The organism is Acinetobacter sp. YH12117, from assembly GCF_013418865.1.
GTDB lineage: Bacteria > Pseudomonadota > Gammaproteobacteria > Pseudomonadales > Moraxellaceae > Acinetobacter > Acinetobacter indicus.
In genome coordinates, this window is record NZ_VPBF01000021.1 from 21,661 (window position 1) to 42,836 (window position 21,176).

Consider the following 21,176-nt stretch of genomic DNA (forward strand, 5'->3'; position numbering starts at 1 on the left):
CATTTAGCGGTACTTGCCAAATACCTTCCAGGTCCCGTTATCGGCCAGCGGATCATGATAGCTGTCGCTCCGCTGCTTGCGCGGTTTTTCCCGGGCATCCACCAGCTGAAAATGCGGTTCGACACTCAGCACAATACCGTTGACATAAAAACGGGTGCGAGTATATTCACTTTGCCCATGCTGAAACACATAGGTACGCAAATCAATAAACTCACGGTGCGCCACCAGCGCTGCGCTGTCGTCACTCTCCAGCCACTGTTTCATCGCCAGCATCTGCGCGGCATCAAACTGGCCACACTTTTCCATTAGGCTGGCCAGACCGCGAAAAGTTTTTGATTCTTTGGCCCGGGTTTTATTAATCCGGATTCGGTCAACATGAAAGAAAAATAAAGGCAGGTTTAAGTGACTTGGCAGATGAATGGCATCCAGCACTTCATCTTCCATAAAGGGCTGAAACAGCTCTTGTGCCCGCTCAATCAATCCGGACCATTGCTGAAAATAGGCTTCAACTTCAGCCGGATTGCCATAATAAATTGGCAGCCCTTCTACATTGGCCAGCTGTGCCGGCGGCCAGATGTTTTGTCGCAGCAGCGCAATATCACTTTTTAGACTTTGAACCGCAATTGCATCTTGCATCGTGATTCCTTTTTCTTGCTTAGGCTATTTTTAGAGTAAGACAAAGGTTTAGTTTCTGCAAGGCTTTGCCTATAATTATTGTTTATGATTTTAGCTTAGGAAAAATTCATGGTTCAAAAGATTGAAGCAACCGATGTTACCGAAGAAGAAGCGTTAAATGCTGCTTTCTTTGAACGTGCTGATGAATTTATCAAACAGGCCAACGAATTTTGTCGCGTCGAAAAAGGTTCACAGGAACAACCAGCGGAAAAACGCGGTCAGGTCAGCGCTGCCATGCTGTTCGGCACGGCACGTTTTAATACCTGGGTCGCAGCCAATAACTTCAAAGATGGTGAGGAAATGCGTGCTGCCAAAGATCAGGTCATGTCCTACATTTTGCAGCAGTTCCAGATGATGCTGGAAGACAATTATGATGAATACTGTGAACAGTTCGAGAACTATTTACGTTTCCGTCGTAATGAAGAATTTCACAGCAATAAACACAAACATGATCACGATCATTAAATTGCTAAAAAAAGTCCACCCTGTTGGGCTTTTTTAATGTCATCTTTTCGATAAATACCCTTTTCTTTTTTGCAGACTTGGCTTTGAATAAAATAGACATCTTCAAGGATCAAACCAACCTGCTATGCAAAATCTTGGATTTGCACTGATTGATGCGCATATTCATCAATGGGACCCGTATAACACACCACACAGCGCACGCTTGGCAGTCAAGCTGCTAGGGAAATATCCACGCTTACTGGATAAAACCATCCGTACGCTAAAATCCAAAGCACTGATTGACACTTTGGGACACACCCAGCATGTCACTGCCCCCTATTTGCCCGAACATTATTGCCGCGATGTCGGCTTTTATCCGGTTGAAAAAGTGGTGCATGTGGAGGCCAGCTGGCATGACCACAAAGGCAAAGGTGTGGTTGGAGAAACCCGTTTTATTGAGTCGCTGGATTTTGCCAAAAATGGTATCCAGCTGGGTGCAGTGGTGGCCACGGCCGACCCGCGTGACAGCCAGTTCAAGCAGATTCTGAAAATGCATCAGAAAGCGGCGCCGCAACATTTTCGCGGGATTCGTAAAATGGCTGCGGTTCATGAAGATAAAGACATTTATGCCTGGGCCGATGATCCGCATTTATACCGTGACAAAAAATTTCTGAAAGGCTTTGAACTACTGGCACAGCATAATTTAAGTTTTGATGCCTGGGTCTATTCCAGCCAGCTGGAAGATGTGATTGCCCTGGCAAAACAGTTTCCGGAAACCTCAATTGTGCTGGATCACCTCGGTACACCGGCCGGTCTGTTTGGTCCGGTCGGCTCGCATACCGGTATTACCCAAACTGCGCGCGACAATATCCTGTTTCGCTGGCAGGAAGACCTGGCAGAACTGGCGCGCTGCCCGAATGTCTATACCAAATTGTCCGGGCTGTTCATGCCGGTACTGGGTCATCAGTTTCATCAGCAGCAACGGCTGGCCTCAAAACAGGAAATCATTGATTTAACTGCCCCGCTGATTCAGCATGCGCTAAAAAGTTTTGGTATGTATCGGGTGATGTTTGGTTCCAATTTCCCGATGGATCGGGTCAGTAGCGACTTAGTCACGATTATTGATGCCTTTAGCGATGTGGTGGCGACGTATCATCCGCAGGCATTAGCGCAGGTGTTCCATGATAATGCCAAACAATTCTATCGGCTCTAATTCTCTATGATAAATTCACCTCATACTTACTCATAGCACCTATAAGGATTGCTGGCAGATGGGATCAGTGCCAACATAACCGGCTTCATAAAAATCTCCCGTTTAGGGAGATTTTTTATATGAATGATCTGTAATCAGCACTTATTTTACCGGCTGACCATATTGATCAGCCATGACTTCGACCCAATGTTGCGGCAGCAGATATTTCTGGATCACCGCATCAATATCGGCTTTGCTGAGTCGGGCAATGGCCTGATCACGTTTTTCCCGATACGGTAAATCACGGTCAAGTTCCAGCTGTGCCACCAGCATCCGGTGAATACGGCGCTCATCTTCCAGCGCTGTGACACGCTGTTTCAGAATGTCAGCCTTGGCCGCCGCTACTTCCTGTGCAGTCACGCCATTTTTGCGCAACTCCTGAAAGACTTTATGTACCGCCTGCGACAACTGCGCCGCTTTACCGGCAGTATAGTTGGCACTCACACTGAGGGCACCGGAATTTTCAAAGCTGCTTAAATTGAGCGAACTGCCAAAACTGTAGACCAGCGCATTTTTTTCACGCAGCTCTTGCGCCAGACGTGAGGTCAGTTGTGAGTCCCCTAAAATATGACTCATGACCATTAATGCGGCTGCATCGGGATGATCATTTCCCACTGGCAGGGTCATCACGCCCTGATAACTGCCAAACTCACGCTGTTCGGACAGTACATGCTGTTTTTGCGCCGCATAGCTGTTATACGGCACGCTTAAACGCTGATACGGCTGTGCTCCGTTCCAAGTGGCAAACTGCTGTTGCAACAGCTTGAGAACCGGCTTGGCCTCATAATCACCGGTGATGGCAATCCGGGCATGATCCATGGCAAAAAACTGCCGATACAGCTGTTTGACTTTCTCATTGCTGGCCTGGGTCAACTGCTGCTTGGCAAATTCCGGCTCGAAGTGATAACGCAAATCTCCCGGCTGATAACGCTCGATCAAACGTGCCATATTTAAGGCAGCCACGGTTTCCGGCTCGGTATACGGCCGGTCCAGACTGGCCAGACTTTGTGCCTTGATCAGATCAAACTGAGCCTGTTCAAACAGCGGCTTTTTCATGATTTCCAAGACAAATCTGAAAAACTCATCAAATTTATCTTTTTTGGCCACAATCGAAATGGCCACGCCATTGCTATTGGCCTGTGCCGAAGCTGAACCACCGGCGTCAATGGATTTGTCGGCAATATCCTGCAGGCTGTACTGATCTGAGGCACGCAGCATTAAATAGGCCATCAGGTCAATAATCTCGCCCTGATTAAACAGCGATTTTTCATTGCCAAAATCGACTATAATGGTGGCGTAGGTTTTATCGTCCCGGGTCGAGGTGGGAAACAGTGCATATTTCATGCCATTGGCCAGTGTGCCACGCTGGATTTTGGCTTCAGTCTGGCTTAAGGCCTGTTTGGATGTGTGCAGATACTGCTGAATTTCCTGCTCATAGCTGCTGATGTCTTTGAGTGGCTCGGCCTGTACATCCATTTGATCGAGGGTTTTCAGCGGTTCAGCAGCCTGCTGTTGCTGGGCCTTTTTCTGCTCTTCTGGTGTCGGCTGAATATGCCCGCGCATACGATGTTCAGGAATCAGGAATTGCTGTAAACGTGTATTGACCTGATCCACCGTTAAGGCCTGTAATTCCTGTTGATGGACAAAATACTGTGCCCAGTTGCCCTGCTCCGATACCACATAATCACTTAGCATACCGGCAAGAGCACTGGCATTGCTAAACAGACTGTCCTGGCTATTACGAATCAGGGTTTTGACCCGGTTCAGCTCGGTCTGATTAAAATTTTTGCCCTGCTCGACACCCTGCTGCAAGGCAGTTTCAACCTGCTTGGCATTATGAGTCGGTGCATACAAGGCACCCATAAAGACCAGATTAAAATCCTGATCCAGCCAGGTGGTCGATTGCACCATGGTGCTGATACCGGTTTCAACCATGCCCTGATACAAATGCCCGCTCGGCTGCATGGTGTATAAATACGGCGCCAACGCCAGAGCGGTTTTATGCTGGCCGTTCTGACCATTTAAATAGATATTGAACTTGGCCAGCTGGCTGCCTTTTTGCACTAAAAAATCCCGGTTTTTGATGGTACGGGCATCCAGCACTGGCACCTTGACCTGTGCCGGAATCTGGCGTTTGGCCAGCGGACTAAAATGCTGATCAATCTGCTTGAGTACGTGCGCTTTATCAAACTTGCCGGTCAGCACCATCACGGCATTATTCGGTGCATACCAGTTACGATAAAAACGCTGCAATTCCGGCATCTGAATCGACTGCAACTCATTCAGATCACCAATCGGTAAACGGCCCAGATACTGGTTGCCATAGGCCGCTTTCCAGACCTGATCCATTAACACCGCATAGGGCTGATCCATACGCACTTCGCGTTCACGCTTCACAATCGCAATTTCTGCCGGCACAAATTTTTCTTGCAGCACCAGCTTGTCCATACGCTCGGCTTCAAGATAAATCATCTCATTAATGGCTGTCTGATCTGGGCGGATGGTGTTCAGATATTTGGTCGAGTAGTAATCGGTGCTGGCATTATTGCTTAAGGTGTACTGGTTTAAACGGCGCTGGAATTCATCTCCCGGGACATTCTGGGTGCCTTTAAACGCCAGATGTTCCAGTAAATGCGCCATACCGCCTTTGCCTTGGGGATCATTCAGGGAACCGGTAAAGTAGATGGTACTCATCACCACTTTATTTTCTTTGGCATTCGGCGCCAGAATCACCCGAAAACCATTATCCAGCCGGTATTCTTCAATCTGCTGTTCAGATTTTACCAACACCGGCTGGGCAAATGTCGTAGCCCCCACACCCATGATCAGCAAAGACAGGCTGAGCTGTTTAAACCGCATTAACATAATTTTTTCAATACCTTTTACCTGCTGCAGCCGCTTGCATGACTGCAGCATTAAATTGTTTGTTGTTGTGACTTATGTTTGAAAATCACCGGCATACCCAGCGTGATTTCCCTGTTCTGTTTTAATCTAAAAATAACTCGGCCACCAGATATAATTTGGCATAACCGGAAATTTCAATACGCTGCTCTGCTTGTAAGGCACAGTACAGCATTCCACCTCGCGCCGAAGCCTGATAAGCCACCAGTTCAGTTTTGCCGGTTTTTTCTGCCCATAACGGCGCCAGACCGGTATGCATGGAACCAGTCACCGGATCTTCATCAATCCCTTTATGCGGGGCAAAGTAGCGAGCAATATAGTCATAGTCCTGAGAGGGCGCGGTCAAGGCCACATCTAGGTCTGTCGCGGTAATTGCGGTGCTGACCTGATGCAGCTCTGCAATCTGCCGGATTTTGGCCAGATCGGGCTGGGCGGCTAACACTGCCTGCTCAGATTCCAGTACCAGAATATAGGCCTGTGCATTTAAATAGACTTCCTTGACCGGCTGATCAATCACATCCAGCAATTGCGCCGGAAATTCATCTTGCAGTACCGGCACACGGGTTGGAAAATTCATGCGGATTTTGCCATCATCATCTTGCGTGACAATAAAAAGACCTAAATTTTTGACATGAAAATGAATGGTTTTGGCGCGGGTATAATCCTTAAACAGTACAAAGCTGCTGGCCAAAGTGGCATGGCCGCAAAAATCGACTTCAACTGTGGGGCTAAACCAGCGAATCTCGAAATTTTCAGCATCCATCGGCTTGACAAAGGCAGTTTCGGAAAGGTTATTTTCCAGTGCAATATTCTGCATTAAAGCGTCATCAAGCCAGTCTTCGACCACTATTACTGCGGCCGGATTTCCCTTAAATAATGCTGTTGTGAATGCATCAACCTGATACATTTTCATGAATCTGTCTCCCGCTGTATTTTGTGCTTTTTCCCAAGCATGCATCAATGATATAAGTTTTAACACCCGGTACAATGCAGAATTGTTGTTTTCCTGCATATCTCTGGAATGATCTCTGATTGAGGAATAAAAAAATATGACGCTCCCTGCTGATCTGCAAGCCGTGCCTTTGGAAAAGGCCTATCGTTTGATTAATCATGGTCCGACCGTGCTGGTGTCTGCACAAGATCAGCAAGAAACCGATGTCATGGCTGCAGCCTGGGCCTGTGCGCTTGAGTTTAATCCCGCCAAAGTTACAGTGGTGCTGGATAAAAGCACCAAAACCCGTGCCATCATTGAACAGTCAGGTTATTTTGCCTTGCAGGTGCCGACCTTAAAACAGCTCAGGATGGTGCATCAACTGGGAAGCATCAGCCTGTTTCAGGAGCCGAACAAGCTGGACCGCTGTGGGGTCGAGCTGTTCCAGTTTGAGCATTCTCCTGTGCCGACAGTGGCCGGATGCGCCGCCTGGCTGATCTGTGAACTTATTCCGGAGCCGCACAACCAGCAAACCCATGACCTGTTTATAGGCAAAGTCATTACAGCCTATGCCGATCAGCGGGTATTTCGTGACGGGCACTGGTATTATCATGAAGTGGCCGATGAATGGAAAAGTATCCACCATATTGCCGGCGGGCATTTTTATAGCATTGGTCAGCCGGTTTCAGTGGAATAAACAGTTGTTAGATTAGCAAACAAATTGGCCAGATCAGCGCGCAACTGTAATAGCCCGCGCGCCATACAACAATATTTTAAGCATAATAAAAAGCGCAAGGAATCTGCATGGATGCACAGCAACGCCGCCTCAGCCTGTTTTTACTGCTGGCCACCTGTTTAGGTATCGGTATTTTTCGTTTTTCTTATACCGCCTTATTACCCAGTACCCGTCTGGCTTTTGAATGGAGTAGCGAGTTTGCCAGCCTGCTCGGCAGCGCCAATTTACTCGGTTATTTAATTGGTGCGGTCTGGGCCATGCGCTTAAACCGGCAGCTATTAAGCTGGATTCAGGCCGCGGCCTTTCTCGGCAGTTTAAGTTTATTCTGCTGTGCGTTCGCCGGTTTTGAGGGCAGCTGGTATCTGTTCTGGCGAATATTGTCCGGCATCTGCGGTGGCTGGCTGATGATTCTGGCGCCGAGCGTGGTTGCGCAGCACTGTGAATTGCAGCATCGGTTTAAAATTAATGTGATTGGTTTTAGTGGCATCGGACTTGGTGTGCTGCTCGCCACATTATTTTTGCCCTATTTAGATCATATCTCCACCTCAAGTGCCTGGCTGATTTTATGTGCCTTTGCCGTGCTGTGCAGTCTGGGTTTAATCCTGCTCAAACCCAAAGCCCTACCGGTTAACATCCAAAGCCAGCCTCAAAGCGCTGCTGCTGTACCCATCAATAAAAAGGTCTTTGCCAGCCTGCTCTTGGTGTATAGCTGTAGCGCGTTTTCCTATGTACCACACTCACTCTTCTGGATTGACTATTTAAGTCAGGTGCAACAACTCAGCCTGTTCTGGATCAATAGCCACTGGATTTTATATGGCCTGGGCAGTGCCTGCGGAGCGGCCTGTGCCTATTTTCTGGCAAAACAGCTCGGCAATTTCAAAGCCCTGAAAATCCTGTATTGCCTGTATGTGGCGGCCATTTTAGCGGCAATCGCCCCTTGGTCAGTGATGACTTTTCTGTCTTCCTTTTTTACAGGCCTGCTGAATCCGGCGGTGGTTTTTCTAACTTCTTATACCCTGCTCCAGCTGTATGGACTGGCCTATAAAAAGTTATGGGGCATGGCCACTTTATGCTTCGCCAGCGTGCAGCTGATAGGAGGCTTAAGCTTTAGCGGCTTACAAGTCGCCGGCTGGTCCTATCCGCAGCAGTTTTTACTGGCCGGTGCGGTTCTGGCACTGGGAAATCTGTATTTTATTTGCAGACTGCCGGCCACCAAAACCCCGGTTTCCACGGCGGATGTAAGCTGATCCCGTTTATTCATCAAATAGCTTTCTTAGTCCAAGCAACATAGCGGCAAGCCATTTAGAAATCAAGATGCTCATTGCACCTGCATCATCAAGTATGGCTTGATCATTCTCGTTCAATTGATTAATATTTAAACTGTGATGCAGCACGTAGGGTTGGCTACTAGCCACTGAGTTAACTTCTGCATGGGTGCTTGGTTTGTAAGTAGTAGCATTAGGCGATAACTATAAGTTATCGCCTATTTTTTCACACTGTCTAAAATAGCATCAAAACTTGCTTTGACTTGTATGTCACAATGAACAGCCTCGTTTGAATCCTCTCAAATCACCCATTACGCACCGTCTTCCTCGCCGCCTACAAAAAACCTTAGTTTTTAGATAGTGGTAGGTCATCCCTTTTTCTTTAGAGGAATAACTTGATTCACTAAGTTTAAAAACCTGCCCCTTAGCAATAATTTGTTCAATCTTACTGGCAAGTTTTACCTTAATTGGATTTCTACCAAGGCTGCTGAATTTTCTATCCCTCTTTTTACTAAAACGAATATCAGTATTTAAAACAGGTCAAAAACGATCAAACCGCTCTCAGCCAATCCTTATAAAAAATTAATTGCCTTTCTCCCGCAACTCGGTAAGGCCAGCCTCAGAATATGTGGCTGCCTGGCAGGTGATGACTTTTCTGTCTTCCTTTTTTACCGGCCTGCTGAATCCGGCGGTGGTGTTTCTGACCTCTTATACCCTGCTCCAGCTCTATGGTCTGGCCTATAAAAAATTATGGGGCATGGCTACTTTATGCTTTGCCAGCGTGCAGCTGATAGGAGGCTTAAGCTTTAGCGGCTTACAAGTCGCCGGCTGGTCCTATCCGCAGCAGTTTTTACTGGCCGGTGCGGTTCTGGCACTGGGAAATCTGTATTTTATTTGCAGACTGCCGGCCACCAAAACCCCGGTTTCTACAATCGAGGTAAACTGATCCCATTTATTCATCGGTCAGTTCTTGTACCAAATAGGGATAAGGATTCAAGGCGCCTTGTCCGCCTAAATAAATCCCATAATGCAAATGTGGCGGTGTATTTTGAGCATTGCCGCTATTACCGACATAACCAATGATTTCACCGGCTTCAATCCAGTCACCTTCCTGAATCTCCGCTGCATAATCCTCTAAATGCGCATAATAATGATGGCTTAAGCCCGGACCAATCACCCAGACCACTTTACCCCCAAGGTTGTTGGTGCCCACCCGCGATACAATTCCAGCCGTGGTTGAGCGTACCGGCGTGCCGCGTTTGGCAAAAATATCAGTGCCTTCATGCCGACGCCCTTCACTGCGCGCCGCACCCCAGGTATCACTGATCTGCCTGGCCTGCACACCTTCTACCGGGACCGGTAAAGGCCCCATGAATTCCTGCTGTTGCAATTTCAGATACAGCATCGGATAGCGCATACCGGCGGCATCACCCGAAGGCGGTGGCTGACAGCCGACCAGCAGCACACTCAAACTTAAGCCAAGCGCCAGACCGGCGAGCCGTTTAGAAATCAAGATATTCATGGCACCTGCATCATCAAGGGATGACTTGATCTTAAGGTCTGCTCAGGGGTAGATAAAACACGGTTTTTGTACAGGTTTTGCTGATCTGGGTTTGGAGATGATTCCTCGCTGCTTTCCGATCTAGATCGTCATGGGCTATATAGATATGACAAAGGCTCTCATCATGAGAGCCTTTGTCAGTAAATCAATTTAAAAACCTATCTGCGCCTTTAGGCGATGAAAAAGTTTTTAAATTGGGGGTGCGACATCATTGCTGACGTTGGTTTTTCTGTTTTTGATTTTGTTGCTGAGGCTGTTGCTGCTGTTGACGTTGATTGTCATTCTGCTGCTGATTTTGTTGACGTTGGTTTTGCTGATTCTGTTGATTCTGCTGGTTTTGTTGATTAGCCATTTCATATCACTCCTGTATCAGTTCGATATGTCGCACAATATGTACAGGTATTACTCTACCGGGTTTTGTTTTTTGCCCAAGTCATAAGCTGTATCAAATTGCCTCAATGTAATTGGGCACAGGATTATCCATTACAAATCAAGTGAAAATAGTTTTACTATTTTACCTTAGTCACCCAAAGCATCACTGTGGTTACTTGTCATTACATTGACACAAATGGATGAGAAGATAAGGCATAAAAAACCCGCGTTAAACGCGGGCGGTTGCATCAAATAGATAGCGTTTTATTGGTCCATCTTGTCAATAATCGCCTGACCAAACTCAGAGCAGCGCAGCAAGGTGGCATCTGGCATCAGGCGTTCAAAATCATATGTCACCGTTTTGGCTGCAATCGCACCGGATACACCCCGAATAATCAGATCAGCCGCTTCAGTCCAGCCCATATCGCGCAGCATCATTTCCGCAGACAGAATAATCGACCCCGGATTGACCTTGTCCTGCCCAGCATACTTTGGCGCAGTGCCATGGGTGGCTTCATACATATGAATTGCCCCGCCAATATTGGCTCCCGGTGCAATGCCAATCCCGCCGACTTCTGCCGCCAGTGCATCGGAAATATAATCCCCGTTCAGGTTTAAGGTGGCAATGACCGAATAATCTGCCGGGCGCATTAAAATCTGCTGTAAAAAGGCATCGGCAATTACATCTTTAATCATAATCTCTTTGCCGGTTTTCGGATTTTTCAGCTTCACCCACGGCCCGCCATCGAGCAATTCGCCGCCAAAACGCTCCAGCGCCACTTCATACCCCCATTCCTTAAAGGCGCCTTCGGTATATTTCATGATGTTGCCTTTATGTACCAAGGTCACACTCGGCTTGTCATTATCAATCGCGAACTGGATGGCTTTACGTACCAGACGCTGAGTGCCTTCTTTGGAGACCGGTTTAATCCCAATACCACAGTTTTCTTCAAAGCGGATTTTGGTGACACCCATTTCCTCTTTCAGGAATTTAATAACTTTTTTCGCTTCCGGTGAATCGGCTTTCCATTCAATCCCGGCATAAATATCTTCCGAGTTTTCCCGGAAAATCACCATATCGGTCAGTTCCGGATGTTGCACCGGTGAAGGCACGCCTTCAAACCAGCGTACCGGACGCACACAGACATACAGGTCCAGTTCCTGACGCAAGGCCACATTCAATGAGCGGATCCCACCACCAACTGGTGTGGTTAGCGGCCCTTTAATCGACACCACAAATTCACGCAAGACCTCAAAGGTTTCTTCCGGCATATAGGTGCCATAAATCTTGTTGGCCTTTTCGCCGCAATACACTTCCATCCATTCAATCGCACGTTTGCCACCATAGGCTTTTTGTACTGCCGCATCCACCACGGCTTTCATAGTCGGGGTAATATCCACCCCAATCCCGTCACCTTCAATAAAAGGGATAATCGGATTGTTCGGCACATTCAGGGATAAATCTGCATTTACCGTAATTTTGCTGCCATCTGCAGGCACGACGATTTTCTGATAACCCATAATCCTTGCTACTCCCTGTGATTGGTGGGCGGGCAAATCCATACTATTCTTGCCCGGCACCGGTCTTTTTTGGCTGTCTGCTTAATTGTATTTTTAACTCGATGATCTTTTCAGTTTAATCAAAATTTAACCAGCCCGGGATTTATAAGGGAAATGGCCTTATTTCTGTGCTTAATAAATCGGCATATATCCTGTGGCATCTCTCAGCAAGTTTTACATTTCCAATCAAAATCATCTGCTCAGCTTTGCCATAAAGTTCAGGCAGATCAGACAGAATCTGCTATAGTAGCCCGATATTGTGGACCTTCTTTTTGCTCATTGTCACCCTTTCTCTCCCATGCCGGGTTTTATTACAGTTAGCATAAGAATCACACCCAGATTTTTTTATATTTTTTAGCAGGTTACAGTGAAAATAGTTATTCTTAACAAGCCTTATGATGTGCTGTCGCAGTTTCGTCCCGATGAAAAGCACCCAACCATGGCCGACTTCATTGATGATCCGGATTTACGGATTGCCGGTCGTCTGGACATGGATTCAGAAGGTTTAATGTTCCTGACCGATCATGGCGGTTTAAACCAGTTTATTACCAACCCGGCCAATAAAAAGTTTAAAACCTATCTGGTCCAGGTCGATGGTGACATTACCGAAGAAGCGCTAGAACAGCTGCGTAAAGGTGTAGAACTGAATGATGGCATGACCTTGCCGGCCAAAGCGATTAAAGTGGCTGAACCGGAGTGGTTATGGGAACGTCATCCGCCGGTACGTTACCGCGCTTCGGTGCCGACCTCCTGGGCTGAAATTTCAATTTGTGAAGGCCGTAACCGTCAGGTGCGCCGCATGACCGCTGCGGTCGGCTTCCCAACTTTGCGTTTAATTCGCACCAAAATCGGTTCGATTGATCTGGTTCAGCTGGGCCTGCAACCGGGTGAAACCCGTGAAATTGAACCACTGCTCTATAGCGACTTTAAAGATGTACCAGCCGAACAGCCGTATCGCTCACGTTCTTATGTGAAGAAACCGGGCGGCACTGGTGGCAAACCGATGCAGAAAAAAGTCAACAAAGATGGTACCGCCAAGAAAAAATCCGGCACACCACGCATCTGGCAAATGGAAGAAGGTGAAAAGCCACGTCGCAAGACCAATGGCACCACCCGTCCCAATACCAAATCACGTGGTCGTCGTGCCCGTTAATGAGACTTGCATCTGCTCAGCTAAAAAAGCTGTTGCAAAGATGCGTTGAATAGACGATGAAAATAAGGCTCCAACGGGGCCTTATTTTTTTGCTTGTATTTTCAGCATCACAATGCTATTTATGATTCACATAATTTTAAATTTAAAATAAAACGTATCTTAAAAAAGGAGGCTGCTATGGATCAGCAAGTTAATCCCATGTTTCATCAGGACCGATTAATGCAGCATCTGGGCGCCCATCTGGTGTCGTTTGGTGAACACAGCGCACAGATTGAATTAAAAATTACCGAGCAGCATTTACAAGGCCATCAAACCTGTAACGGTGCGGTGATTTTTGCGCTGGCGGATGCGGCTTTTGCCATTGCCTGCAACACCGGCGAACATCCGGCGGTGGGTCAGCACTGCGGCATTCATTATTTAAAACCGGGCCTGCTCGGCGATACCCTGACTGCGGTGGCAGAACATAAAGCCAGCAGTGGCCGCAGCGGCATTTATGATATTCGGGTCACGAACCAGAAGCAGCAGATTGTGGCGGAGTTTCGCGGTACTTCCCGCCTGATCATCAAATAAGGTGTGATTACGATAGGGTTTATGACGATAGATCTGCATAAAAAAACCGATGCTTGAGCATCGGTTTTTTATAGTATAGATTTCAGACTGTGATTTTACACTTTTAACCAGCGATCCAGTTTGGCCTGATCTTCAACTTTTAATTCAACTTCAGTCAGTTCAGAACCTGCTGCATTCACTTCAAACTGCATCAGTTCATCACGGCGGAAAGCATGTACTGTAAAGCTGCCGCTCTGTTTGGCATACTGTTCGATCAGTTTGCTGCTGGCTTTGAGGCCATCAATGGCAATGATTACATCATGCGCCGACAGACCGGCTTGCGCTGCCTGACCATCACGGCGTGCGGCCTGTACCAGTACGCCTTCCGGTTTATCGGCCAGTTTTAGCCCCAATGGCAAACGCTTGTCATTTTTTAAGCTGTAGCTCAGACCAAATTCCGGGAACAGCTGATCCAGCGGTAATTCTTCGGTGGTGTTAATCAGATGGTTAATCTGCTCAGCCCAGCTATCGCCGGTTAATTCCTGACACAATTCATAAATCGTGCGCTCATGCACCTGAATGCCCTGCTGCGCATTGTCATACAGCTTGCGCATTAACGCATCCAGACTGGAACCACGCAGACGTAAACCGAGGTCCAGACACAAGGCCACCAGACAGCCCTTGTTGTAATAGCTGGTGCCGGCATGGTTGGAGTTTTCATCCTGGCGGTAGAATTTCACCCAGGCATCAAAACTCGATTCAGCCACGGTTTGAATTGCCCGACCCGGATTTTGCAAATAACGGTCAATCTGCGCTTTTAATAAAGCAATATAAGATTCCTGATTAACCACGCCGCTGCGTAATAAAATCAGATCATCATAATACGAGGTAAAACCTTCAAAAATCCATAACAAGGAGGTGTAACCTTCCCGGTTCAGATCATAATTGACAAAGCTGTCCGGACGGATAAATTTCACCAGCCAGGAGTGGAAATATTCGTGGCTGCACAGCCCCAGAAAACGCTGATATTCTTTCGATGGCTCTTCCGGCTCATTGGCTTTTGGCAAGTCATCACGCGGGGTAATCAGGCTGGTACTGTTCGGATGCTCCAGACCACCATAGCTGTTCCCGGTCGCCATGGTCATAAAGGTATAATCCTGAAACGGTGCAGAACCGAACATGGCAATTTCAGTGGCACAGATTTTTTCCAGGTCCTGCTGCATTCTCGCAGCATTCATGGCATGTTTGCCCGACACCACAAATTCATGTGGAATGCCTGCTGCATCAAAACTAAAACGGGTCTGCTCGGCCAGTTCAAACGGCGCATCAATCAGTTCGGCATAGTTTTTGGCTTTTAAGGTATAACGCCCTTTCACCAGACTTTTGGCCACCAGTCCGGTCGCCAGCTGGAAATGTTTCAGTTCGTTTGGCAGGAACACTTCGACTTCAATCGCTTTATCTTCCTGACCTTCCAGTCCTAAACAGGCACAGGCCGGATTGACATATAACCGGGTCTGATCAACATAGGCACCACGCACCGACAGGTCGTAGGCATAAACATCATATTCCACCGTAATCAGTTCATGATCGGTATTAAACAAACGCCATTTGTTCTTTTCAAATTTCTGGATTTTTAAAATACGCCCGGCTTCATCATAAGCCTTGACCGCTTCAATATGTTTGGAAAATTCACGAATCAGATAGCTGCCCGGAATCCAGGTCGGTAAAGCTAGAACCTGTGTCGGATTGGCCAGAAAGCGCAAAGTGACATGAATAAGATGCTGACGATAATCGTCAAATTCGATTTGATAATGCAACATAATGGGCGATATAAAAGATCAAAGAGATAACTTATCAATTAGCTTAACATTTTTTTGTCATGCAATGCGCAGTCGTCTTCATTGTCGAAAATTATCGCTAGTCAGGCGGCAAAAAAAAGCATAGCATGCCTAAAATTTTTATGTTTATGACCAACGGACTGGTTAAAAAAGGAATCCCCTTGAAACGTGTCATCTACCTGATTGCGCTGCTGTGCTGGCTATGCAGCTCGCTTGCGCATGCCACCTTATTATCTTTTAATCCTGAAACGGTTGAAGCAGAAGCCTGGACCGTGCTTGATCCACAATCGGGTCAGGTCATTGCAGAACACAATAGCCAGATTCAGCGCGCCCCGGCCTCGCTGACCAAGATGATGGTGGCCTATATTGTGCTCAAGGACATTCAGGCCGGCAAGCTGAACGTGGCAGATGTGCTGACCGCAACGTCGGTGGTGAAACAGGTGATGTGGGATGAATCCCAGATGTACCTGAAAGAAGGTGAGCAGATTTCTGTCGATCAGCTACTAGCCGGTTTAATTGTGATGTCTGCCAATGATGCCGCCCTAACTCTGGCCGAACGGATTTCTGGCAGCGTACCGCAGTTCGTGGCACGTATGAATCAGGAAGCACAGGCCTTGGGAATGCAAAATACCCATTTCCAGAATCCGGCCGGGATTACCATGCCGGAACATTATTCTACCGCGGCCGATCTGGCCCGTTTGGCACAGGCGGTCGTCAATGACACTCCGGATTATCTCGCTTATTCCAAACAGACCAGTTTTACCTATAACCAGCGTTATCACCGCGCCACTAACATTCTGCTCAAACAGGACCCGACGGTGGATGGCTTGAAAACCGGCTATACCCGAGCCGCCGGTTATAATCTGGCACTGACGGCCAACCGTCTCACCCAGAATTTTGATGATCCGAACCGGCGTTTAATTGTGGTGGTTTTGGGTGCCAAAAGTGCATTTAAACGCGCTGAAATTGCCCAGCAACTGATGAACATCAGTTATGCCTACACCCGCAACGAAGTGGCTTTAAAAAACAAGCAGCTGATTGCTGAGTTGCCAGTGGTAAAGTCGACCCTGAAAATGTTCAAGGTTGAAGTGCAGCAACCGAAAATTGTCACCACGTCTTTATATGGCGAAAATAGCGCGATTGATTTAAAACAGTTTGATGTGACCCAGCAGCGCCTGTTTGTTAACGATACCTTCGGTCAGACCCGACTGATTGAACCCTTAACCCAGACCGAAACCCATTTGAATGTCGAGCTGAAAGAAAAGTTACTGACGGCCCCGCTGGCACAGGTGATGCAGCTGGCCACCGTGCATGTTTATCAGAATAACCGCCTGATCAATACCATTCATCTGGAAGAAGAAGTACATATTGCCGAAGCCAGCCTGTTTGAAAAACTGCTGATCTGGCTAAAAAGCCTGTTTAGCTTTTCCTCCAAGGATGAAACCGCAGCCAAAACTTATCCGCTGGTTTAATCCTGTGAACAAGCACAGTGGAAATGCTACATGATGTAAGTTGTCGAACAATCTGAGCCATTTTCCTGACCGGGAGATGGCATAAATTGAGCCTGTTCTTGCATTAAAAATAACAATATAGGTTCATCATGTCAGCATTACATCGTATTGTGATTGTCGGTGGCGGCGCCGGCGGTCTGGAGCTTGCTACCCAACTCGGTCATCGTTTGGGTGAATCGGGCAAAGCGCAGATTATTCTGGTCGATCAGAAACTGACCCACATCTGGAAACCGCTGCTACATGAAATTGCAGCCGGCACGCTCAATCCGCATCAGGAAGAAACCAACTATTTTGTCCATGCTGCCCAGCATCATTATCAGTTTATATTAGGCACACTGGTTGTCATTGACCGGGCCCAGAAAAAGATTCAGCTGCAGGCACCACAATTTTCCAAAAAAGAGCAGCTACCGAAGCAGATCGACGTGGACTATGACACACTGGTGCTGGCGCTGGGCTCCACTTCCAATGACTTTCATACCGAAGGGGTGAAACAGCACTGTCATTTTCTGGACAGTCTGCCCCAAGCCACGGTGTTTCATCAGGACTTGCTGCACCTGTATTTAGAAGCCCAAAATCAGCCGCAAAGCCGTGCCCTGAATATTGCCATTATCGGCGCCGGTGCCACCGGTGTTGAACTGGCGGCAGAGCTGTATCAGGCCAAACAGACCTTTGCCCAATATGGTTTAAACCGGATTGACCCGCAGCAGGTTCGGATTACGCTCATTGAAGCTGCCGACCGGATTTTACCAGCGCTGTCGCAGCAAATTTCCCGGCATACCCAAGTCCAGCTGGAGCGCTTTGGTATTGAAGTGCTGACCCAGCATCGGGTGGCCAAAGTCGATGAAGAACAGGTTTATTTTGCTGCAGGTAATCCGCTAGAAGCAGAAATTAAAGTCTGGGCTGCCGGAATTCAGGCCCCGGAAATTTTTAAACAGTGGGATGATTTTGAAAAAGATCATCTGCACCGTTTAAAAGTCTATGCCACCTTACAGACTTATACCGACCCCAACATTTTTGCCTTTGGCGATTGTGCCCATTGCCAGCCCAAAGCCGATGAACCGGTGCTGGGTCCGCGTGCGCAGGTGGCCAGTCAGCAGGCCAGCTTTCTGGTTCGTGCCCTGAGCCAGCACGTGAATGGGAAACCACTGCCGATGTTTAAATTCTCCGACAAAGGCTCGCTGATTTCTTTAAGCCAGCATACGGCCGTGGGTGAATTACTCGGTCGGGTCAATGTACAGGGCATAGTCGCCAAGTCGATGTATGTGTCTTTATACCGGCTGCATCAGGCCACCATTCATGGCTATACCCATGCCGGGGTGCTGACCGCCAAAGATATGCTCGGCAGAAAAATTGGCCCTAAAATAAAATTGCATTGAAATTTTATCGACTGCCCCAATATCTGGGAAAATGTCATAAAAAAGCCAAATGTGAGTTTTTTGAGTAAAAGTATTCAACAAATTTGCCTTTTCACTTTATGATGTACCCTTAGAAAACTAAATGGATCTATAACATGACTGCTATTGCAAATGACCTCGTGGTTACTTTCCACTACACATTGACTAACGCAGAGGGTGAAACTCTCGACCAATCTCAAGGTGAACCACTTGCCTATTTGCATGGTGCGGGTAACATCATCCCTGGTCTTGAAAAAGCCCTAGAAGGTAAAACTGTGGGTGAAAAATTCACTGTAAACGTACCTGCTGCTGAAGGTTATGGCGAATACAACCCTGACCTGGTTCAAGAAGTTCCAGCGCAAATGTTCCAAGGCGTAGACAGCATTCAGCCTGGCATGCAGTTCCAAGCACAAACTGATGACGGCGTACAGATCGTAACGGTTAAAGCAGTTGAAGGCGAAAACGTAATCGTTGATGCAAACTTCCCGCTTGCTGGTCAAGACCTGACTTTTGAAGTTGAAATCGTAGAAATCCGTGAAGCGACTCAAGAAGAGTTAGACCACGGTCACGTACACGGTGTTGGCGGTCATCACCACTAATCTTGTGACAAGATGGAAAAGGCAAAGTCTGACTTTGCCTTTTTTTATGCCTGAATTTTAGTGGGTGAATAAACCATCACGATGCTGATTCGCCCGCTGCAGACAAGGCTTGGGCCAGATTGTGTTTGGCCTGTGCTTCATAATGCTGCTGGAAATACCGGGTCTGATATAGCGGTTGCATCTGATAAAACTGCATCAATACCGCACGGCGCTTGGGCTGATAAAGCTGCTGCTCAACCAAGGCATATTCCTGACGAATCTGTTGCTGATATTCAGCAAAACGTACTGGCGGCGCAGCCAGAATTGCCAGATCAATATCCAGCAAGGCATTTAAATCTGGCTCATCACTAGGCTGATGCTGCCGGGTCGCGAGAATCCAGCGGCTCACGGTTTCCAGTTGTGCTGCCGTTAAAAAATCTGCACATAACTGCTGGCACAATGTCGCACTTTGTGCTTCATTGTCCTGCGCTTTAGGATGATAGACCGCATCATGAAACCATAACGCCAGCTCGACCAGCGATGGTTGCTGCAACTGTGTGCGAATCTGATCGAAATGCTGCAGACATTCCAGAATATGCTGCACGCCATGATAGTGCCGCTGCGGCTCACTATAGGCCGCCAGCAGCCGCGCATACAGCTGCTGCGTCTGGCAGCGATTCAGCGAAAACTGCTGAGCGCAGCGTTGCCAATACAACTGAAAATCAGCAAGTTCTGATTGCATGGCACGCACTCCCCTGTTTATGCGGCTTGCTCATCTCGCTTAAACACCAGCTCACCTTTTAGGGAGCTGTCAGCATCGAAATAATAGCCATCGCTATTAAAGCCTTTTAAATCTTCAGCACGTTCAATTTTATTTTCGATGATATAGCGCGCCATCAAACCACGGGCTTTTTTGGCATAGAAGCTGATGACTTTATATTTGCCATTTTTCTGGTCTAAAAATACCGGCTTGATGATTTCTGCCTGAATCTTGCTTTCTTTCACCGATTTATAATATTCATCCGAAGCGATATTCACCAGCAATTCAGACTTGGCCGCAGCCAGATCTTCATTGATCAGATCAGTAATGATGGTGCCCCAGAATTCATACAAATTGCTGCCACGGGGATTTTTCAGCTTGGTGCCCATTTCCAGACGATACGGCATCATTAAATCCAGCGGGCGCAATAAGCCATACAGACCTGATAACATGCGCAAATGCTGCTGTGCATAATCAATGTCCTGATCCTTCAGGCTATAGGCATTCAGACCGGTATAGACATCGCCTTTAAAGGCAAACAGCGCCTGACGCGCATTAGAAAAATCAAAATCGGCCTGCCAGTCGCGGAAGCGTTCTACGTTTAAATTGGCAATTTTTTCGCTCACACTCATTAAATTGGCGATTTCTGAAGCAGATAGCGTACGACTAACGTCGATAAGTTCTTGTGAATGCGCTAATAGTCTTGGTAAGGTGTGGCTGTCGGTGGGTAATGCAGATTCATAATCTAAAGTCTTAGCAGGAGAAATTAAGGCGAGCATACACATCCTGATCAAAAAGTGGTTAAAAAATAATTAATCAAACTATAACAGTCAGCTTATTTTAATGCCAATCTGTGTTTTTCCTAAACATAATCGGTAAAATAATCGATTCTCCTGCCATTATTCGATTATCTTATGTCCGAGCAAATTTTCATTCCAGGTCCTGTGGGTCGAATTGAAGTTTTCGTAGATTATCCACAGGGTGAAGTGAAAGGATTCGCGGTTGTCAGCCACCCCCATCCATTGCAAGGCGGCACCCCGCAACACAAAGTTCCTGCATTATTAGCACAAATGTACCTAGAGCGCGGCTGCGTGGTATATCGCCCAAGCTTCCGCGGTTCAGGCCAGAGTGAAGGTGTGCATGATGAAGGCTTTGGCGAAACGGACGATATTCTAGAAGTCATCAAATATGCGCGCAGCCAGCACATTGGCCTGCCGTTCTATGCCGGCGGTTTCAGCTTTGGTGCGCATGTGATGGCAAAGAGTTATGCAGCGCTACCGGTTGAATTACAGCCGAAACAGACTATTTTATGTGGCCTCCCAACTGCGACGGTGGCCGGCGTACGTCACTATGTAACCCCAGAAATTAAAGGCGACATCCTGTTTATTCATGGCGAAGCCGATGATGTGACCCTGCTCTCGGACATGATTACTTGGGCCAAACCACAGCGTCATCTGGTTACCATTTTACCGGGCGCTAACCATTTCTTTACCGGCTATTTAAAACAGCTGCGGATTGCAATTACCCGCTTCCTGGCCTTAGGCTAAAGACAAAAACCTATCTGCTGATGTAATGCCAGTCAGTTAAGAGATTGACTGGCTTTTTCTTGGGTATTTTTGAGGTTTTCCTTTTACAACCCTTGGATAACTCCTCACTCTTCTCTCAGGTATAACATACCGATTAGATTTCTCCATTA

The 21,176-nt window shown here is 47.3% G+C and carries 20 protein-coding genes and 1 pseudogene; 11 read left to right on the forward strand and 10 right to left on the reverse strand.

What is annotated here, in order from left to right; genetic code table 11:
• Positions 1-3: 3 nt before the first annotated feature.
• Positions 4-636 carry a hypothetical protein gene (locus FTU55_RS08850; RefSeq protein ID WP_180046829.1) on the reverse strand — a complete coding sequence of 211 codons (633 nt, stop codon included), beginning with the start codon at positions 634-636 and terminating at the stop codon, positions 4-6.
• A gap of 108 nt (positions 637-744) precedes the next feature.
• Between FTU55_RS08850 and FTU55_RS08855 the strand changes: the two genes are divergently transcribed.
• Positions 745-1,140 (forward strand): DUF3144 domain-containing protein, encoded by a 396-nt coding sequence (locus FTU55_RS08855; RefSeq protein ID WP_005178954.1) that lies wholly within the window; start codon positions 745-747, stop codon positions 1,138-1,140.
• Positions 1,141-1,264: 124 nt separating this feature from the next.
• Positions 1,265-2,332, forward strand: coding sequence for an amidohydrolase (locus tag FTU55_RS08860; RefSeq protein ID WP_163170252.1), 1,068 nt, complete (start codon positions 1,265-1,267; stop codon positions 2,330-2,332).
• Between the two features lie 141 nt (positions 2,333-2,473).
• On the opposite strand, the gene FTU55_RS08865 is transcribed toward FTU55_RS08860, so the two are convergent.
• Positions 2,474-5,236: a pitrilysin family protein gene (locus tag FTU55_RS08865; RefSeq protein ID WP_180046830.1), complete on the reverse strand. Its 2,763-nt coding sequence runs from the start codon at positions 5,234-5,236 to the stop codon at positions 2,474-2,476.
• A gap of 121 nt (positions 5,237-5,357) precedes the next feature.
• Positions 5,358-6,185 (reverse strand): PhzF family phenazine biosynthesis protein, encoded by an 828-nt coding sequence (locus FTU55_RS08870; RefSeq protein WP_005178958.1) that lies wholly within the window; start codon positions 6,183-6,185, stop codon positions 5,358-5,360.
• 136 nt (positions 6,186-6,321) lie between these two features.
• Between FTU55_RS08870 and FTU55_RS08875 the strand changes: the two genes are divergently transcribed.
• Both FTU55_RS08875 and FTU55_RS08880 read left to right on the forward strand, forming a co-directional pair.
• Complete coding sequence (locus tag FTU55_RS08875) at positions 6,322-6,900, forward strand: flavin reductase family protein (RefSeq protein ID WP_005178960.1); 579 nt, start codon at positions 6,322-6,324, stop codon at positions 6,898-6,900.
• Positions 6,901-7,007: 107 nt separating this feature from the next.
• Positions 7,008-8,186: a YbfB/YjiJ family MFS transporter gene (locus FTU55_RS08880; protein ID WP_180046832.1), complete on the forward strand. Its 1,179-nt coding sequence runs from the start codon at positions 7,008-7,010 to the stop codon at positions 8,184-8,186.
• Between the two features lie 6 nt (positions 8,187-8,192).
• Here the strand turns inward: FTU55_RS08880 and FTU55_RS08885 are convergent, their stop codons facing one another.
• Positions 8,193-8,354: a hypothetical protein gene (locus FTU55_RS08885; protein ID WP_155757556.1), complete on the reverse strand. Its 162-nt coding sequence runs from the start codon at positions 8,352-8,354 to the stop codon at positions 8,193-8,195.
• Between the two features lie 499 nt (positions 8,355-8,853).
• On the opposite strand from FTU55_RS08885, the pseudogene FTU55_RS08895 reads away from it, so the two are divergent.
• Positions 8,854-9,150 (forward strand): annotated as a pseudogene (locus FTU55_RS08895) (MFS transporter); the annotation flags it as partial.
• Positions 9,151-9,156: 6 nt separating this feature from the next.
• Here FTU55_RS08895 and FTU55_RS08900 read toward each other — a convergent pair.
• The 3 genes from FTU55_RS08900 to icd all read right to left on the reverse strand — a co-directional run bounded on the left by FTU55_RS08900 (position 9,157) and on the right by icd (position 11,658).
• Positions 9,157-9,726: a M23 family metallopeptidase gene (locus FTU55_RS08900; RefSeq protein WP_180046834.1), complete on the reverse strand. Its 570-nt coding sequence runs from the start codon at positions 9,724-9,726 to the stop codon at positions 9,157-9,159.
• A 247-nt stretch (positions 9,727-9,973) separates the two neighbouring features.
• Positions 9,974-10,117 carry a hypothetical protein gene (locus FTU55_RS08905; RefSeq protein ID WP_005178964.1) on the reverse strand — a complete coding sequence of 48 codons (144 nt, stop codon included), beginning with the start codon at positions 10,115-10,117 and terminating at the stop codon, positions 9,974-9,976.
• A gap of 284 nt (positions 10,118-10,401) precedes the next feature.
• Positions 10,402-11,658 carry an NADP-dependent isocitrate dehydrogenase gene (icd, locus tag FTU55_RS08910; protein ID WP_016659160.1) on the reverse strand — a complete coding sequence of 419 codons (1,257 nt, stop codon included), beginning with the start codon at positions 11,656-11,658 and terminating at the stop codon, positions 10,402-10,404.
• Positions 11,659-12,064: 406 nt separating this feature from the next.
• Between icd and FTU55_RS08915 the strand changes: the two genes are divergently transcribed.
• Positions 12,065-12,850: an rRNA large subunit pseudouridine synthase E gene (locus FTU55_RS08915; RefSeq protein ID WP_045794865.1), complete on the forward strand. Its 786-nt coding sequence runs from the start codon at positions 12,065-12,067 to the stop codon at positions 12,848-12,850.
• A gap of 177 nt (positions 12,851-13,027) precedes the next feature.
• On the forward strand, positions 13,028-13,420 hold the full coding sequence (gene paaI, locus FTU55_RS08920) for a hydroxyphenylacetyl-CoA thioesterase PaaI (RefSeq protein ID WP_005178971.1): 393 nt from the start codon (positions 13,028-13,030) through the stop codon (positions 13,418-13,420).
• Positions 13,421-13,515: 95 nt separating this feature from the next.
• Here paaI and FTU55_RS08925 read toward each other — a convergent pair whose 3' ends face one another.
• A complete protein-coding gene (locus tag FTU55_RS08925; RefSeq protein WP_104490604.1) occupies positions 13,516-15,219 on the reverse strand; it encodes a M61 family metallopeptidase in 1,704 nt (567 codons plus the stop codon).
• Positions 15,220-15,398: 179 nt separating this feature from the next.
• Here FTU55_RS08925 and FTU55_RS08930 point away from each other — a divergent pair, with 179 nt between their 5' ends.
• From FTU55_RS08930 to slyD, 3 genes are all read left to right on the forward strand, one after another.
• Complete coding sequence (locus FTU55_RS08930) at positions 15,399-16,709, forward strand: D-alanyl-D-alanine carboxypeptidase family protein (RefSeq protein ID WP_257222770.1); 1,311 nt, start codon at positions 15,399-15,401, stop codon at positions 16,707-16,709.
• A gap of 128 nt (positions 16,710-16,837) precedes the next feature.
• Entirely contained in the window at positions 16,838-18,124 is a 1,287-nt protein-coding gene (locus tag FTU55_RS08935; RefSeq protein WP_180046836.1) for an NAD(P)/FAD-dependent oxidoreductase, read from the forward strand.
• Between the two features lie 134 nt (positions 18,125-18,258).
• The gene (gene slyD, locus FTU55_RS08940) at positions 18,259-18,741 is read left to right on the forward strand and encodes a peptidylprolyl isomerase (RefSeq protein ID WP_163170257.1); all 483 of its coding nucleotides are present in this window, start codon (positions 18,259-18,261) and stop codon (positions 18,739-18,741) included.
• A 76-nt stretch (positions 18,742-18,817) separates the two neighbouring features.
• Here the strand turns inward: slyD and FTU55_RS08945 are convergent, their stop codons facing one another.
• Positions 18,818-19,462, reverse strand: coding sequence for a metal-dependent hydrolase (locus FTU55_RS08945; RefSeq protein ID WP_171431739.1), 645 nt, complete (start codon positions 19,460-19,462; stop codon positions 18,818-18,820).
• Positions 19,463-19,479: 17 nt separating this feature from the next.
• A complete protein-coding gene (yaaA, locus tag FTU55_RS08950) occupies positions 19,480-20,259 on the reverse strand; it encodes a peroxide stress protein YaaA (RefSeq protein ID WP_168400283.1) in 780 nt (259 codons plus the stop codon).
• A gap of 135 nt (positions 20,260-20,394) precedes the next feature.
• Between yaaA and FTU55_RS08955 the strand changes: the two genes are divergently transcribed.
• Positions 20,395-21,027 (forward strand): alpha/beta hydrolase, encoded by a 633-nt coding sequence (locus FTU55_RS08955; RefSeq protein ID WP_005178998.1) that lies wholly within the window; start codon positions 20,395-20,397, stop codon positions 21,025-21,027.
• Positions 21,028-21,176 lie beyond the last annotated feature (149 nt).

Excerpts from the sequence above, each read along its gene's own strand:
- FTU55_RS08900 (WP_180046834.1), bottom strand. The coding sequence starts at position 9,726 with ATGAATATCTTGATTTCTAAACGGCTCGCCGGTCTGGCGCTTGGCTTA.
- FTU55_RS08870 (WP_005178958.1), bottom strand. The coding sequence starts at position 6,185 with ATGAAAATGTATCAGGTTGATGCATTCACAACAGCATTATTTAAGGGA.
- FTU55_RS08935 (WP_180046836.1), top strand. The coding sequence starts at position 16,838 with ATGTCAGCATTACATCGTATTGTGATTGTCGGTGGCGGCGCCGGCGGT.
- FTU55_RS08855 (WP_005178954.1), top strand. The coding sequence starts at position 745 with ATGGTTCAAAAGATTGAAGCAACCGATGTTACCGAAGAAGAAGCGTTA.
- FTU55_RS08850 (WP_180046829.1), bottom strand. The coding sequence starts at position 636 with ATGCAAGATGCAATTGCGGTTCAAAGTCTAAAAAGTGATATTGCGCTG.
- FTU55_RS08905 (WP_005178964.1), bottom strand. The coding sequence starts at position 10,117 with ATGGCTAATCAACAAAACCAGCAGAATCAACAGAATCAGCAAAACCAA.
- FTU55_RS08865 (WP_180046830.1), bottom strand. The coding sequence starts at position 5,236 with ATGTTAATGCGGTTTAAACAGCTCAGCCTGTCTTTGCTGATCATGGGT.
- icd (WP_016659160.1), bottom strand. The coding sequence starts at position 11,658 with ATGGGTTATCAGAAAATCGTCGTGCCTGCAGATGGCAGCAAAATTACG.
- FTU55_RS08925 (WP_104490604.1), bottom strand. The coding sequence starts at position 15,219 with ATGTTGCATTATCAAATCGAATTTGACGATTATCGTCAGCATCTTATT.
- FTU55_RS08955 (WP_005178998.1), top strand. The coding sequence starts at position 20,395 with ATGTCCGAGCAAATTTTCATTCCAGGTCCTGTGGGTCGAATTGAAGTT.
- FTU55_RS08945 (WP_171431739.1), bottom strand. The coding sequence starts at position 19,462 with ATGCAATCAGAACTTGCTGATTTTCAGTTGTATTGGCAACGCTGCGCT.
- FTU55_RS08860 (WP_163170252.1), top strand. The coding sequence starts at position 1,265 with ATGCAAAATCTTGGATTTGCACTGATTGATGCGCATATTCATCAATGG.
- paaI (WP_005178971.1), top strand. The coding sequence starts at position 13,028 with ATGGATCAGCAAGTTAATCCCATGTTTCATCAGGACCGATTAATGCAG.
- FTU55_RS08880 (WP_180046832.1), top strand. The coding sequence starts at position 7,008 with ATGGATGCACAGCAACGCCGCCTCAGCCTGTTTTTACTGCTGGCCACC.
- slyD (WP_163170257.1), top strand. The coding sequence starts at position 18,259 with ATGACTGCTATTGCAAATGACCTCGTGGTTACTTTCCACTACACATTG.
- FTU55_RS08875 (WP_005178960.1), top strand. The coding sequence starts at position 6,322 with ATGACGCTCCCTGCTGATCTGCAAGCCGTGCCTTTGGAAAAGGCCTAT.
- yaaA (WP_168400283.1), bottom strand. The coding sequence starts at position 20,259 with ATGCTCGCCTTAATTTCTCCTGCTAAGACTTTAGATTATGAATCTGCA.